This window comes from Aeromicrobium sp. Leaf245 (genome assembly GCF_942548115.1).
In the GTDB taxonomy this organism is placed as follows: domain Bacteria; phylum Actinomycetota; class Actinomycetes; order Propionibacteriales; family Nocardioidaceae; genus Aeromicrobium.
On record NZ_OW824151.1, the window covers coordinates 1,758,254 to 1,773,145 of the forward strand.

The window sequence follows — 14,892 nt, forward strand, 5'->3', positions numbered from 1 at the left end:
TTGCACCAGGGAGACCACCCGAGACCGACGGAGATGACATGAGCGTCGACAGCAGCACGACCCCCGACACGGCCACCACCGCCACCGACGGCGTCACCGCGCCCGCCGAGGGCGTGACGTTGTCCGCCAACGCCGCCGACAAGGTCCGGAGCCTGCTCGCGCAGGAGGGTCGCGACGACCTCGCCCTGCGGATCGCCGTGCAGCCCGGTGGCTGCTCCGGCCTGCGCTACCAGCTCTTCTTCGACGAGCGCACGCTCGACGGCGACGAGGTCCGCGACTTCGACGGCGTCAACGTCGTCGTCGACCGCATGAGCCTGCCCTACCTGGGCGGAGCCACCATCGACTTCGTCGACACGATCGAGAAGCAGGGCTTCACCATCGACAACCCGATGGCCACCGGTTCCTGCGCCTGCGGCGACTCGTTCCACTGACCTTTCGAGGGGTCGCCCACGAGCGGCGACGCCCGAGGTCACGCACGACCTCCTCACACGACGGCCTCCTGCGCACGCAGGGGGCCGTCGTCTAGTCTCGTCGGGTGCATCTCGCGATCGCCGGTTCCGTGGCCACCGACCACCTGCAGGTCTTCACGGGAAGGTTCTCGGACTCCCTGGTCCCCGACCAGCTGGACAAGCTGTCCGTCTCCTTCCTCGTCGAGGACCTCGACATCCGCCGAGGAGGGTGTGCGGCGAACATCTCCTTCGCCCTGGCCGCACTCGGCCACCGACCGACGCTCGTGGCCTCGGTCGGCACCGACTTCGTGGAGCAGGGCTACCGCACCTGGCTCGAGGACGCGGGCGTCGACTGCTCCCTCGTCCACGTCTCGCCCACGGCCCACACGGCCCTGTGCACCATCACGACGGACGACGCCCACGCGCAGATCGTCACGTTCTACCCCGGTGCCATGGCCGAGGCGCGGCGCATCGACGTGGGGGAGATCCACCGCGAGCGGCCGATCGACCTGCTGCTCATCGGACCGGACGACCCGGCCGGCATGCAGCGCCACACCGAGACGGCCCGGTCGCTCGGCATCCCGTTCGCCGCGGACCCCTCGCAGCAGCTCGCCTGGGCCGGCGGCGACCTGATCCGTGACCTCGTCGACGGTGCCGCCTACCTGTTCAGCAACGACTACGAGGACGCCCTCATCCAGAGCAAGACCGGCTGGTCGGCCGACGACGTGCAGGCGCGCGTCGGCACCCGCGTCGTCACGCGCGGCAAGGACGGCGTCACGGTGTACCCGTCCGAGGGCCCGGCCGTCGAGGTCGCGGCCATCCCGGGCGTGACGTCGGTCGACCCGACCGGTGTGGGCGACAGCTTCCGCGCCGGGTTCCTCGCCGGTGTGGCCGCGGGTCTGACCCTCGAGCGGTGCGCCCAGATCGGCTGCACCATCGCTGCGAGCGTCGTCGAGACGACCGGCACGCAGGAGTACCGCCTGACCCGCGAGGCGTTCCTCGGACGACTCGAGGGAGCCTACGGCGAGGCCGCCCGGGTCGAGGTCGGCGCCGCCCTGAGCCTGGTGTGAGCTCACCCCGTGAGGGCACCCTAGGAAGGGTGCCCTTACCTCCTCGTCACGGACGACGTCGGGGTACTGTTCTTGTGTCATCGCATGACTGGTGTGGACTAGAAAGGCGCCTCGTGGGTCGGATGAAGTTGGCGGCTGCTGTCGTCCTCGCGGTTCTCCTCAGTGCTTGCTCGCCCGTCGCGGACAACGACATCGAGCGGCTCGCGCTGCCGGTCGCCGCGAGTGATCGGTCGCAGCCCGTGTGGGACCTGTGGCTCGGCGCCTGGATCGCCGTCCTCGTCGTGTTCGTGCTCGTCTTCGGCCTGATCGTCTACGCGTCGGTCCGGTACCGGCGTCGCAGCGACGACGAGATCCCGACGCAGGTGCGCTACAACCTCCCGCTGGAGGCGCTGTACACGATCGCACCGGTCGTGGTCGTCGCGGTCTTCTTCTTCCACACCGTCACGAGCCAGAACGAGGTGCTCGAGGAGGTCGAGAACCCCGATCACACGATCCAGGTCGTCGGCTCCAAGTGGCAGTGGGCCTTCAACTACCTCGACGAGCAGGCCACGCAGGGCGAGGACGTGTACGACTTCGGCACGCCCGCCCAGCCGGCCGAGCTGTGGCTCCCGCTGGGTGAGTCGGTGCGGTTCAACCTGACGAGCCCCGACGTGATCCACTCGTTCTGGATCCCGGAGTTCTACTTCAAGATGGACGTCGTGCCGGGCCGTGAGAACAGCTTCGACATGACGCCGACCCGCGAGGGCACGTTCACGGGCCGCTGCGCAGAGCTCTGCGGCCTGTACCACTCGCGCATGATCTTCAAGGTGAACGTCGTGTCGCCCGAGGAGTACGAGGCGCACCTGCAGGACCTGGTCGAGATCGGCCAGGTGGGTGCACCCGCCGGACAGAAGGAGGCCGACACGGTCGCCGGCCTGCGCGGCGAGGAGAGCGGCGACGAGAGCGTCCAGGAAGGTGCGGGTAACTGATGGCTACGACTGCGGCATTCGACGACGGTCGGGAGACCACCGTCATCCGTGAGACGACGCTCGGCCAGAAGGTCGTGGGCGTGCTGACGACGACCGATCACAAGGTGATCGGCAACATGTACCTCGTCACGTCGTTCATCTTCTTCCTCATCGGCGGCGTCCTGGCGCTGGCGATCCGCGCGAACCTCGCGCAGCCGGGATCGAACCTGCTGAGCGACGAGGCCTACAACCAGGCCTTCACCATGCACGGCACGATCATGCTGCTGATGTTCGCGACGCCGCTGTTCTTCGGCTTCGGCAACGCGATCATGCCGCTGCAGATCGGTGCGCCCGACGTCGCCTTCCCGCGCCTGAACATGTTCAGCTACTGGCTGTACCTGTTCGGCTCCACCATCGTGGTCGGCGGACTGTTCGTCCCCGGCGGCGCCGCCAGCTTCGGCTGGTTCGCGTACGCCCCGCTGTCCGACGGCGTGAACTCGCCCGGCATGGGCGGCGACCTCTGGGTCATGGGCCTGTGGATGTCGGGCCTGGGCACGATCCTGGGTGCGGTCAACTTCATCACCACGATCTTCTGCATGCGCGTGCCCGGCATGACGATGTTCCGGATGCCGATCTTCGTCTGGAACACGCTCGTCACCAGCCTGCTGGTGCTCATCGCGTTCCCGATCTTCGCCGCCGCGCTGCTCACCCTCGCGGCCGACCGCATGCTCGGGGCCCACGTGTTCGACGCGGCCAACGGGGGGCCGATCCTCTGGCAGCACCTGTTCTGGTTCTTCGGGCACCCAGAGGTCTACATCATCGCCCTGCCGTTCTTCGGCATCATCTCCGAGATCCTGCCGGTCTTCAGCCGCAAGCCGATCTTCGGCTACGTCGGCCTGGTGGCCGCCACGCTGCTCATCGCGGCGCTCTCGGTCGCCGTCTGGGCGCACCACATGTTCGTCACCGGGGCGGTCGATCTCGCCTTCTTCAGCTTCATGACGTTCTTGATCGCAGTGCCGACAGGCGTGAAGTTCTTCAACTGGATCGGCACGTTGTGGGGCGGAAGTCTGTCCTTCGACACCCCGATGATCTTCTCGATCGGCTTCCTCACGACCTTCCTCTTCGGTGGTCTGACCGGCGTCATCCTGGCCTCGCCCACGCTCGACTTCCCGCTGTCGGACTCCTACTTCGTGGTGGCGCACTTCCACTACGTGGTCTTCGGCACCGTGGTGTTCGCGATGTTCGCGGGCTTCTACTTCTGGTGGCCCAAGCTCACGGGTCGGATGCTCGACGAGAAGCTGGGCAAGATCCACTTCTGGCTGCTGTTCATCGGCTTCCACCTGACGTTCCTCGTCCAGCACTGGCTGGGCGTGGAGGGCATGCCGCGTCGCTACGCCGACTACGGCCCGAACGACGGCTTCACGACGCTCAACGAGATCTCCTCGATCGGCGCGTTCCTGCTCGGCGCCTCCACGCTGCCGTTCTTCTGGAACGTCTGGAAGTCGCGCAAGAACCCGCTCGTCAAGCTCGACGACCCGTGGGGCTGGGGACGGTCGCTGGAGTGGGCCACGAGCTCGCCCCCGCCGCGCCACAACTTCCACTCGCTGCCGCGCGTGCGCAGCGAGAGCCCCGCGTTCGACCTGCACCACCCGGAGATCGCGGAGCTGGAGCTGCTGCACAACCCCGACGAGGGCGGTGTGTTCGCGGACGCTCCCAACACCAACGGCAAAGAGTCGGCCATAAGAGATGCCAAGCAGCAGAAGGACGGTCACTGAGCCATGAAGGGCATGAAGGCCGAGTACTGGACGATCATCTCCTGCGGGATCTTCTTCGTCTTCATCGCGCCGGTGTACTGGGTGCTCACCGAGGACCCCACAGGCACCACGGCGCTCGTCATGACGTTCCTGCTGTGCGCCCTGCTGGGCTTCTACCTGTACGTGGTGGCCAAGCAGATCCCGAGCCGTCCGGAGGACCTGGACGACGCCGAGATCGCCGACGGCGCCGGCGAGCTGGGCTTCTTCCCGCCCTACAGCTGGTGGCCGCTCTACTGCGCCCTGGCGCTCGGCACGATCGTGCTCGGCGTGGTCATCGGCTGGTGGCTGTTCATCATCGGCGCGACGATCGGTGCCGTGACCCTCTGCGGCTGGATCTTCGAGTACTACCGCGGCGTCCACGCCCACTGATCAGCCTGGATGTTGGTCCCCGCCGCGTAGGATGACGCGGTGAGGTCAACGTTCTTGGGGCACCGCGTCGTGCTCGTCGTCGTGGCGATCGCGTCGCTCCTGGCAGCCTGCACCTCGGGCGGATCGCTCCGTGAGGCCGTGGCCCCCAAGGAGCCGGCCGTCGTCACGGCCAACGTCAAGGACAAGGCGGCCGACGTGCCCGTCGACACCCTCGTGGAGGTCGACGTCGAGCACGGGACGATCGTCGAGGCCTCCCTGTCCACCGAGGACGGCGCCGACGCCATCGAGGGCGAGGGTGGCGAGTCCGGCTGGACGGCGGCCTCGCGGCTCGAGCCCGGCACGGCCTACACGCTCACCGCGCAGGTCCGTGGCGACGACGGCAAGGACGTCGACCTCGTGCGCACGTTCACGACCCAGACGCTGACCCTGGACGACCAGACCTATCCGTCGGTGGCTCCGCTCAAGGGCGAGACGGTCGGCGTGGGCATGCCGGTCATCGTCACCTTCGACATCCCCGTGAAGAACCGGGAGCTGTTCGAGGAGAACATGCACGTCCGGTCCACCCCCGAGGTCGAGGGGTCGTGGCACTGGATCAGCGACTCCGTCGTGCACTACCGCCCCGAGCGCTACTGGCCCGCCGGGACGAAGGTGACGGTGGACCTCGACCTCAACAGCCTTCCCGCCGGGGGAGGGGTGTACGGCCAGCAGGACCAGGACATCCCCTTCACGATCGGCAAGAAGGTCGTGACCACGGTCGACGTCGCCAAGCACACGCTGACGATGAGCGTCGACGACGAGAAGCTGCGCACGATCCCGGTGTCCACCGGCAAGCCCGGGAACGAGACCCGGCGCGGCACCAAGGTGATCATGGAGAAGTTCTCCTCGGTCGACATGGACGCCGCCACCACCGGCGTGGACTCCTCCGATCCCGACTACTACGACATCAGCGACGTCCGCTGGGCCATGCGGGTCACGAACTCCGGCGAGTTCCTGCACGCCGCCCCCTGGTCGGTCGGTTCGCAGGGCCGCGAGAACGTGAGCCACGGCTGCGTGGGCATGAGCACCGCCGATGCCAAGTGGGTCTACGACCGCTCGCGCCGCGGCGACGTCGTGCGCTTCGTGAACAGCCCCCGGTCCCTCGAGGACAACAACGGCTGGACCGACTGGAACGTCGACTGGAGCGAGTGGACCAAGGGGTCGGCGCTGAGCTCCGCGGCGTCCTGAGGGGCGTTCTGAGCCGCTGAGGGCGCTCTGGGGGGTCCTGGTTGCCGCACTCGGCTCTGGCGCTTTGCGCATGCTGCTGCGCCACTGCAGTGGGCTTTCGGGTGGTGCTGCGTCGCTGGCGGTGGGGCTTCACCTGCTGCTGCGTCGCTGGGGCTGCGAGTCGGGGTGGTCTCCGAGAGGGTCTCGACCTGAGCGGTGGGTCTCGAGTCGGCTGGGTCTGCTGGGCGCGGCGGGGTTCTCGCTCGATGCTGCGTCGCTGTGGCTTCGAGGCGGGGCGGCCTCCGAAAGGTCCTCGACCGGAGCGGGGGGTCTCGGTCCGGGTGGGTCTGCGGGGCGCGGCCACGATTCTCCATCTGCGCGGGATCCACGCACGATTCTTCCTTCGCGTGGACCGTGCCACGCGAAGGAAGAATCGTGGCGACGAAAAGGTGCCCGTACGGGCAGGGATTCTCCCTTCTCGTGGACCGTCCCACGCAAAGGAAGAATCTCTGCCCATCCGCCGCGCACCGGCGCCCCGGCGGACGCAGGATTCTGCCTTCGCGTGCTGAAGCCCGAACGATGCTGCGTTGGTGACGGGATCCCGTAGCGAAGGCAGCATCCTTCGACCCTTCACACACCAACGCAGCATCTTGCGTCCCCCCGAACCACGCCCCGAGAACCCGACCGACCCCGGACCCCGCCGCCGGTCGAGGCCCATTCGGAGAGCAGGTCGACTCGCAGCCACAGCGACGCAGCCGCGAGTGAAGAGCCGGCCGGGGCGACGCAGCAGCAAGGAGCGACCCGTTCACGACGAAGCAGCCTCAGGGCGAAGCTTCGTCGAGTCGGCCGCACCCGGCGATTCGCCCAGGTTCACCTGTCGTCGCACCCACGCAGACGTCACCCCGCCGGACGCAGGATTCTGCCTTCGCGTGCAGAAGCCCGAACGATGCTGCGTTCACGACGGGATACCGCCACGAACGCAGAATCCTTCGACCTCCCACGCACGAACGCAGAATTCTGCGTCGCCCGGGAACGCAGAATCCTGCGTCCCCCGGGAACGACGAAGGCCCCCGCCGGAGCGGGGGCCTTCGTGCGGTGATGGTGCTCAGTGCGACTTCGGGATGCCGGTCTCCGACACGCCCTGGAAGTCCTCACCGAGGTGCACGGGGTGCCCCTCGATCTCACCGAGGTGCTCCTCGGCGTGCTCGACCTCGGCCACGGTCGGCTTGTCGATCGCGCCGTGGTAGTAGAACGAGCGAGCCTTGTGGCGCAGCTTGGCCTTGCGTCCGGCCGGAGCAGCCACACCGTTCTCGTCCGTCTCGGCCGGGGCCTCGAGAGCCGGGACCCGGTCGTGGGCCGTGAGGCGGTACTGCTCGAGGACCGGGAGCGGAGCGTGACGCTCGGCGTAGCTGCCGTCGGGCGAGCGCTCGATGACACCCGTCTCGTAGCCGTGCAGGATCTTGTTCTGGTCGGCCCGCTGCAGCCCGATGCAGATGCGACGGGTGATGAAGAACGCCGCGACCGGGAAGAGGAACAGGCCGAACCGGAAGATCCAGGTCAGGGCCATGATGTCGAGACCGAACTGGGTGGCGATGATGTCGTTGCCGCCCGCCGCCCAGCCGACGCCGTAGAACGTCATGCCGGCCACGCCGAACGCGGTGCGCGTCGGGGCGTTGCGCGGACGCTCGAGCAGGTGGTGCTCACGCTCGTCGCCGGTGATCCAGCGCTCGATGAACGGCCACAGGAAGAGCGTCGTGAACAGGACGCCCAAGCCACCCACGCCGGGGATGAAGACGTTCCAGCTCCAGGTGTAGCCGAGGAACGTGGTCTCGAGCGCCGGCATGAGGCGCACGAGGCCCTCGGAGAAGCCCATGTACCAGTCCGGCTGGGAGCCCGCCGTGACTTCCGACGGGTTGTACGGGCCGTACGCCCACACCGGGTTGATCTGGATGATGGCACCCATGAGGGCGGTGAAGCCGAAGACGACGAAGAAGAAGCCGCCGGCCTTGGCCGCGTACACGGGGAGCATCGGGTAGCCCACGACGTTGTCGTTGGTGCGTCCGGCGCCGGGCCACTGCGTGTGCTTGTGGTAGATCAGCAGCAGCATGTGCGCGGCGATGAGGCCGAGCAGCAGCGCCGGGATCAGCAGGATGTGCGCCATGTACAGACGGGGGATGATCTCCTCGCCCGGGAACTCGCCGCCGAAGATGAAGAACTCCACGTAGGAGCCCACGATCGGGACCGAGCGGATCATGCCGTCGACGAACCGCAGGCCCGTGCCCGACAGCAGGTCGTCGGGCAGGGAGTAGCCGGCGAAGCCTTCGACCATGCCGAGCGTCAGCAGGCCGACGCCGATGACCCAGTTGATCTCACGCGGCTTGCGGTACGCGCCCGTGAAGAACACGCGGAGCATGTGGGCGATCATCGCGCCGACGAACAGCGCCGCCGCCCAGTGGTGGATCTGCCGCATGAGCAGACCGCCACGGATGTCGAAGGAGATGTGCAGCGTCGAGGCGTAGGCCTGCGACATCTCCAGGCCCCGGAAGGGGGCGTAGGAGCCGTCGTAGACGACCTCGGCCATGCTCGGCTGGAACCAGAACGTCAGGAAGACGCCGGTCAGCAGCAGGACGACGAAGCTCCAGAGCGCGATCTCTCCGAGCATGAAGGACCAGTGCTCGGGGAAGACCTTGCGCAGGTTCTTCTTCGCCACACCGGCGAGCCCCAGACGGTCGTCGAGCCAGCCCACCGGACCGGCGGCCTTCTTGCCGAAGGCCGTGTCCTCGACCGGGGTGTAGGTGTCGTTGCTCATGACTCACCATCCAGTCTCTTCTGGTCGCGCGCAAGCTCGGGGTAGCTCGGCGCCACGATGTCGGGGAAGTCGCTCATGGCGATGATGTAGCCCTCGGAGTCGACACCCAGCGGCAGCTGGGGGAGAGGGCGGTGCGCCGGGCCGAAGATGACCTTGCCGTTGTCGGCCAGGTCGAACGTCGACTGGTGGCACGGGCAGAGCAGGTGGTGCGTCTGCTGCTCCCACAGGGAGATCGGGCATCCGACGTGCGTGCAGATCTTGGAGTAGCAGAGGATCCCGTCGATGCCCCAGTTCTCCTTGCCCTGCTCGGGCGTGATGTCCTCCGGGCGCATGCGCACGACGATGATCGCGGCCTTGGACTTCGCGGCCAGGAGCTCGTGGCCGTGGTACTCGGCCTCCTCCTCGCCCTCGGCGGGGAAGAACACGGCCGGCTCGGCGTTGATGAGCTGACCGACCTCGATCTCCTCCGGACGCATCGGCAGGCCGGACACGTCGTTGACGACCCGCATGCCCTTCTTCCACACCGTCTCGTCCTGGCCGTGGGGGAGCGGACCGAGGTCACGCAGGAGCACCACGGACGGCAGCGCCAGCGCGCCGACGGAGAGGAACAGGCTGTTGCGGATGAGCGGGCGTCGGCCGAAGGTCGACTCCTCGATGCCGGCATTGATGTCGGCCATGACCGCCGCGCGGTCCTCGTCGGAGGACTTGGCGGGGTGGCGCATCTCGACCATCTCGTGGTCGCCCATGAGCTTCTTGGCCCACTGGATGATGCCGACGCCGATGAGCAGCATGCCGCCGCCGAGGGTGGCGCCCAGCGCGAAGTTCGAGGCGGACCAGTTGAGGAACGTCTGGTCCTCGTCGATCAGGAAGTAGGAGAAGCAGAACACCACGAAGAGCAGGGCCGCGGCGAAGAACATGCCCGAGACCTGACGCTCGGCGCGGCGCTCCTGCGCCGGGTCGACGTCGGTCGGACGCCACTGGTGCGGCTGCAGGCCCGGGTCCTGGATGGGCTCCGTGGTGGCGGGGGTGCTGCTGCCGTGCTGCTCGAGGTCGTCGCTCATGCTGCCTTCTTCTTGGTCTTCACGCGCGCGCCGTGGGCGCCGATCCAGATGGCGAATCCGACGAGGCCGCCGATGCCGACGACCCAGACGAAGACGCCGTCGACCACGGGACCGAGGCCGCCGCCACCGACGCCGCCGTAGTTCGGCTGCTCCTGGACGTTCTTGATGTAGGCGATGATGTTGCGCTTGTCCTCAGGCGTGACGATGTCGTCGTTGAAGACAGGCATCTGCTGCGGGCCGGTCTGCATGGCCTCGTAGAGGTGCTTGGCGCTCACACCCTTCAGGGTAGGCGCGTATCGGCCGTTCGGCAGGGCACCGCCGGCGCCGACGGAGTTGTGGCAGGCGGTGCAGTTGGTGCGGAAGAACTCGCCGCCCTCCTTGAGGCCCTCCTCGTCGACGTTCTCGTAGTCGAGGACGTCCTCGGCGGGGATGGCCGGGCCGGGGGCCAGCGAGGCGATGTAGGCCGCCAGCTGCTTGGTCTCCTCGGCGTCGTACTCCGGTGCCTTGCGCGGCGCCTGGGGGCCCGACTGCGCCATCGGCATGCGGCCGGTGCCGACCTGGAAGTCGACCGCGGCGGCGCCCACGCCGATCAGCGACGGACCGTAGTTCCCGCCGTCCTTCGTCGTGATGCCCTCGGCGTTCTGGCCGTGGCAGCTCGCGCAGCCGATGAGGAAGAGCTCGCGCCCGACCTCGACGTCGCGCGCGGTGTACTCCTCGGCCTGTGCGGCCTTGGGTGCGGCGGCGGCCCAGAGGGCTCCTACCGTCACGAGTCCCAGCAGCAGGACAGCGAGTCCGGCGAGGGGATGACGGCGGCGGGTCGACAGAGTGCGCACCGAGAACCTCATTCCTGTCAGGGGTGTCCAGCGTACCTAGCGATGTCGCAGGTCCGCAGGGTTAGGTTGGGCTAACGCCGTGCCGGTGAGCGAGGCGTCAGCGGATCAGGTAGATCGTCGCGAAGAGAGCGACCCAGACGATGTCGACGAAGTGCCAGTAGTAGGACACGACGATCGCCGAGATGGCCTGCTCGTGGGTGAAGCGGCGCGCGACGAAGGTGCGGCCGATCACGAGCAGGAAGGCCAGCAGACCGCCCACGACGTGGATGCCGTGGAAGCCGGTGGCGAGGTAGAAGAGCGAGCCGTAGGCCGAGGACGGGATCGTCACGCCCTCGTGCACGAGCTCGGCGTACTCGGTGGCCTGGCCGCCGATGAAGATCGCGCCCATGACGTACGTGAGGACGAACCACTCACGCATGCCCCACTTGCCCATCTGCAGCAACGTGCCGGTGCGTCCGGCGCGACCGCGCTCGGCGGCGAAGACGCCGAACTGGCAGGTCAGGGACGACAGCACCAGGATCGCGGTGTTGATCGTCGCGAACGGCACGTTCAGCAGCTGCGTCTCCTGGGCCCACAGCTCCGGGGTCACGTTCTTGACCGTGAAGTAGGCGGCGAACAGTCCGGCGAAGAACATCAGCTCGCTGGAGAGCCAGACGATCGTGCCGACGGTCACCATCGAGGGACGTCCCTCGGTGCCGTGGAGTCGGGACGCGGGGATCACGGAAGTAGTGGCCACGCGCTCATTATGTACGATTCGAACGTGACCGAGAGCAGCAGGTTCCACGTCCTCGTCTACAGCGACGACCGAGACGTCAGGAATGCCGTCATCACAGCGCTCGGCACGCGTCCGCACCCGGACCTTCCGCCCTTCGAGTACGTGGAGTGCGCCACCGAGCCGGTCGTGTGGCAGCACCTCGACGACACCCGCCGCCGACCCGACCTCGTGATCCTCGACGGCGAGGCCAACCCGGCCGGTGGGCTGGGCGTGGCGCGCCAGATGAAGGACGAGATCTTCCAGGCGCCGCCGGTGCTCGTGCTCACGGGTCGGCCGCAGGACGCCTGGCTCGCGACGTGGTCGCGGGCCGAGGCCGCCGTCTCGCACCCGATCGACCCGCTGCGGCTGGCCGAGGCGGTCATCGGGCTCGCGCGGTCCGTGCTCACGGCGTGAGCGCCCACACCTGGCCCGACGTGCTCGACGCGCTCGTGCTCGGGCACGACCTCGACGCCCGGTCGACGGCGTGGGCCATGGCCTCGATCCTGGACGGGGAGAGCACGCCCGCGCAGATCGCGGCCTTCGCGGTCGCGCTGCGCGCCAAGGGGATCTCCCAGCCCGAGCTGCAGGGCCTGGTCGACGCCCTCCTGTCGAAGGCCGTCCTCGTCGACGTGCCCGGCCGGGTCGTCGACATCGTCGGCACCGGCGGAGACCGGGCCAAGACGGTGAACATCTCCTCGATGTCGGCGGTCACGGCAGCCGGTGCGGGCGTGCCCGTGGTCAAGCACGGCAACCGGGCGGCCTCCAGCGACAGCGGCACGGCCGACGTCTTCGAGGTGCTGCAGATCCGTCTCGACGTTCCGGCCGAGGCGGTGCCGACGGTGCTGGAGCGCGCCGGCATCACCTTCTGCTTCGCCCCCCTGTTCCACCCCGGGCTGCGCTTCACGGGGCCGCCGCGACGCGAGATCGGCATCGCGACCCCGTTCAACGTGCTCGGCCCGCTCGTGAACCCGGCCCGCCCGGCGGCGTCGGCCGTGGGGTGCTCGGACCTGCGGACCGCTCCGCTCATGGCGCAGGTGTTCGCCGACCGCGGTGACGACGCGTTCGTCTTCCGGGGCGACGACGGTCTGGACGAGATCACCACCACCTCCACGACGCGGGTCTGGACCGTCGCGGACGGACAGGTCGTCGAGGGGCTGCTGGACCCGCGAGACCTCGGCGTCGCCCTCTCCTCGCCCGAGGCATTGCGTGGAGGAGACCCGACCTACAACGCCGACGTGTTCCGGCGCGTGCTCGACGGTGAGACCTCACCCGTGCGCGACGCCGTGCTGCTCAACGCCGGAGCGGCCCTGGCGGCCCACGCCGGGGGGAGCGGGCCGCTGCTCGAGCGGCTGGGGGCCGGGATGGAGCAGGCGCGCACGTCGATCGACAGCGGCGCAGCGCGCGAGGTGCTGGCGCGCTGGTCGACCGTGACGCAGGAGCTCGCGCCCCCTCGCTGACGGTGCGTCGTGCGCGTTCGGACGTCAGAGGCCGATGCTGAACGCGTCCTCGAGGTCGTGGCGGCTGAACGTCTGGAACGCGATCTGGGTCTGCGTCGACAGCACGCCCTCGACCTTGTTGAGCCGGTCGGCCACGACGGCGGCGACGTCGTCGATGCGCTGCACCCGCACCATGGCCACGAGGTCGTGGTCGCCGGTGACGGAGTAGACCTCGCTGACGCCGTCGAGGTCGGCGATCTGGGCGGCGGTCTCGGGAAGCCGCGAGACCTCGGCCTGGATGAAGACGATGGCGGTGATCACGCCGTCAGCCTAGACCGGTTCGCCCGGTGGACGTCGGACTCGACCGGCAGGTCGGCGACGTGCCGCGCGGCGCCGGCGACAGGCACGTGCCAGCTGCCTCGCACCATGCGCACGCCGGGCGTCTCGAGCCACCGCAGGAGGGTCTCGGTCTCCTCGACCGAGGCGACCGGGGCGGGGTGGGCGGCGTGCGCAGGAGCGGCTACCTCCTCGGCGGTGGCCAGGAGTGCCTCGACCCACGCGGACGGGTGGACCGTGCGGGGCAGGAGCCCGGCGGCGGCGAGGCGACCGTGCCGAACCACGTGGACCTCCCAGCCCCGCTCGCCGGGCGCCGCCGCCACGAGCTCGTCGACCTCGGTGAGCTGGCGCAGCCGCTGGGTGCGGTCGACCGCCCGCAGGGACGCGGTGAGCCGGTCGCGAACGGCAGCGGCGTCCTCGTAGCGCTGCTGGTCGCCCAGCTCGGTCATCCGCAGGCGCAGCCGGTCGACGACCTCGAGCGGGTCGCCGGTGAGCGCCTCGCGCAGGCGTGCGACCTCGGCGTCGTAGATGGCGGGGTCGAGGTCGCCGGTGCAGGGCGCGAGACAGCGGCCGAGGTCGGCGAGGGCGCACGTGCTGCCGCGCGGGCGTCGGCCCATGCGGGTGGTGCACTGACGCACGAGGAAGGTCTCGTGCAGCGCGGCGAGGGCGAGCTCGCTCTGGCGTCGGTTGCCGAACGGCCCGACGTAGTCGGCATCGTCGTCGAGGACGCGGCGCACCACCGACAGTCGGGGCCAGGGCTCGCGGGTGAGCTTGATCCACGTGAGGCGCTCGGGAAACCGCGAGCGGCGGTTGTACGGGGGACGGTGCGCCGCGATGAGGCGGAGCTCGCGCACGTGCGCCTCGAGCGCCGTGGCGCAGACGACGGAGTCGACCCGCTCGGCGAGGCGGACCATCTCGCCCATGCGGGTGCGGGTCTCCGACGCCGTGAAGTAGCTCGCGACCCGCTTGCGCAGGTCGCGTGACGTGCCGACGTAGAGCACGTGGTCGCGGACGTCGCGGAACAGGTAGACGCCGGGCTCGTGCGGCAGGTGCTGCGCCAGGTGGCGCTTGCGACGCTGCTCGGGGGAGACCCGCGACGTGAACGTGACGGCGTCCTCGAGGGAGTTCACGCCGAGGGAGCCGAGCCGCTCGAACAGGCCGTGCAGCACGTCGACGGTGGCGCGCGCGTCGTGCAGGGCCCGGTGGTCGGGCGTGGTGGTGGCGCCGAAGTGGGCGGCGAGGGTGGAGAGCTTGACGTTGCGCACCTCGTCGCGCAGCAGCGCCCGCCGGGCCAGCACGGCCGTGTCGAGCACCTCGAAGCGCGGCCAGGGGATCCCGAGCTCCTGCGCGGCGTGCTTGAGGAAGCCGACGTCGAAGGGGGCGTTGTGCGCCACGAGCACGCTGCCGGCGGCCAGCTCGAGGAAGCTGGGGAGAACCTCGGCGATGCGGGGCGCCTCGACGACCATCGCGTCGGTGATCCCGGTGAGCACCGTGATGAACGCCGGGATGCTCTCCTCGGGGTTCACCAGCGTCTGGAGCTCGCCCAGCACCTCGCCACCGCGCACCTTGACCGCACCGATCTCGGTGATGCGCGATCCTGTCTTCGGCGAGCCGCCCGTGGTCTCGAGGTCGACGACGCAGAACGTGACGTCGCTCAGTGCTCGACCGAGGTCGTCGAAGCTGGCCTGGTGGGGGAAGGGGCTCGTCACGGCGCCGACGCTAGGCGCGGCGTCCGACAGAGTGGGCGATTCCGTTGGTGTCGTCGGTGGGGTGGGTCTTCTCCTCGACGCAGCCGCAGGGTGGGTCTGCGG

The 14,892-nt window shown here is 69.0% G+C and carries 14 protein-coding genes; 8 read left to right on the plus strand and 6 right to left on the minus strand.

Annotated elements, in window-relative coordinates:
- Nucleotides 1–38: 38 nt before the first annotated feature.
- The 6 genes from NBW76_RS08735 (at nt 39) to NBW76_RS08760 (ending at nt 5,873) form a co-directional block, all read left to right on the plus strand.
- Nucleotides 39–431 carry an iron-sulfur cluster assembly accessory protein gene (locus NBW76_RS08735; protein WP_055965679.1) on the plus strand — a complete coding sequence of 131 codons (393 nt, stop codon included), beginning with the start codon at nt 39–41 and terminating at the stop codon, nt 429–431.
- A 104-nt stretch (nt 432–535) separates the two neighbouring features.
- Nucleotides 536–1,519 carry a carbohydrate kinase family protein gene (locus NBW76_RS08740; RefSeq protein ID WP_055965681.1) on the plus strand — a complete coding sequence of 328 codons (984 nt, stop codon included), beginning with the start codon at nt 536–538 and terminating at the stop codon, nt 1,517–1,519.
- Between the two features lie 122 nt (nt 1,520–1,641).
- Nucleotides 1,642–2,487, plus strand: a complete 846-nt coding sequence (gene coxB, locus NBW76_RS08745; protein WP_055965683.1) for a cytochrome c oxidase subunit II — start codon at nt 1,642–1,644, stop codon at nt 2,485–2,487.
- Nucleotides 2,487–4,241 (plus strand): cytochrome c oxidase subunit I, encoded by a 1,755-nt coding sequence (ctaD, locus tag NBW76_RS08750; protein ID WP_056555568.1) that lies wholly within the window; start codon nt 2,487–2,489, stop codon nt 4,239–4,241. Before coxB ends, ctaD begins: the two co-directional genes overlap by 1 nt.
- Before the next feature lie 3 nt (nt 4,242–4,244).
- On the plus strand, nt 4,245–4,649 hold the full coding sequence (locus tag NBW76_RS08755; protein ID WP_311209294.1) for a cytochrome c oxidase subunit 4: 405 nt from the start codon (nt 4,245–4,247) through the stop codon (nt 4,647–4,649).
- Between the two features lie 39 nt (nt 4,650–4,688).
- Nucleotides 4,689–5,873 (plus strand): Ig-like domain-containing protein, encoded by a 1,185-nt coding sequence (locus NBW76_RS08760; protein ID WP_235493017.1) that lies wholly within the window; start codon nt 4,689–4,691, stop codon nt 5,871–5,873.
- A 1,084-nt stretch (nt 5,874–6,957) separates the two neighbouring features.
- On the opposite strand, the gene NBW76_RS08765 is transcribed toward NBW76_RS08760, so the two are convergent.
- The 4 genes from NBW76_RS08765 to NBW76_RS08780 form a co-directional block, all read right to left on the minus strand.
- Nucleotides 6,958–8,661 (minus strand): cytochrome bc complex cytochrome b subunit, encoded by a 1,704-nt coding sequence (locus NBW76_RS08765; protein ID WP_055965689.1) that lies wholly within the window; start codon nt 8,659–8,661, stop codon nt 6,958–6,960.
- On the minus strand, nt 8,658–9,722 hold the full coding sequence (locus NBW76_RS08770) for a ubiquinol-cytochrome c reductase iron-sulfur subunit (RefSeq protein ID WP_055965691.1): 1,065 nt from the start codon (nt 9,720–9,722) through the stop codon (nt 8,658–8,660). Before NBW76_RS08770 ends, NBW76_RS08765 begins: the two co-directional genes overlap by 4 nt.
- Nucleotides 9,719–10,555: a c-type cytochrome gene (locus NBW76_RS08775; protein ID WP_055966474.1), complete on the minus strand. Its 837-nt coding sequence runs from the start codon at nt 10,553–10,555 to the stop codon at nt 9,719–9,721. Before NBW76_RS08775 ends, NBW76_RS08770 begins: the two co-directional genes overlap by 4 nt.
- Nucleotides 10,556–10,652: 97 nt before the next feature.
- A complete protein-coding gene (locus NBW76_RS08780) occupies nt 10,653–11,231 on the minus strand; it encodes a heme-copper oxidase subunit III (RefSeq protein WP_055966478.1) in 579 nt (192 codons plus the stop codon).
- Nucleotides 11,232–11,300: 69 nt separating this feature from the next.
- Between NBW76_RS08780 and NBW76_RS08785 the strand changes: the two genes are divergently transcribed.
- Together NBW76_RS08785 and trpD are read left to right on the plus strand one after the other, a co-directional pair.
- Nucleotides 11,301–11,723: a response regulator transcription factor gene (locus tag NBW76_RS08785; RefSeq protein ID WP_056555574.1), complete on the plus strand. Its 423-nt coding sequence runs from the start codon at nt 11,301–11,303 to the stop codon at nt 11,721–11,723.
- Nucleotides 11,720–12,766, plus strand: a complete 1,047-nt coding sequence (gene trpD, locus NBW76_RS08790; RefSeq protein ID WP_056555577.1) for an anthranilate phosphoribosyltransferase — start codon at nt 11,720–11,722, stop codon at nt 12,764–12,766. The genes NBW76_RS08785 and trpD overlap by 4 nt, the downstream gene beginning before the upstream one ends.
- 24 nt (nt 12,767–12,790) lie before the next feature.
- Here the strand turns inward: trpD and NBW76_RS08795 are convergent, their stop codons facing one another.
- Both NBW76_RS08795 and NBW76_RS08800 read right to left on the minus strand, forming a co-directional pair.
- Nucleotides 12,791–13,066: an Lrp/AsnC family transcriptional regulator gene (locus tag NBW76_RS08795; RefSeq protein WP_055965697.1), complete on the minus strand. Its 276-nt coding sequence runs from the start codon at nt 13,064–13,066 to the stop codon at nt 12,791–12,793.
- Nucleotides 13,063–14,790, minus strand: coding sequence for a DEDD exonuclease domain-containing protein (locus tag NBW76_RS08800; protein WP_235493018.1), 1,728 nt, complete (start codon nt 14,788–14,790; stop codon nt 13,063–13,065). The genes NBW76_RS08795 and NBW76_RS08800 overlap by 4 nt, the downstream gene beginning before the upstream one ends.
- Nucleotides 14,791–14,892: the final 102 nt, after the last annotated feature.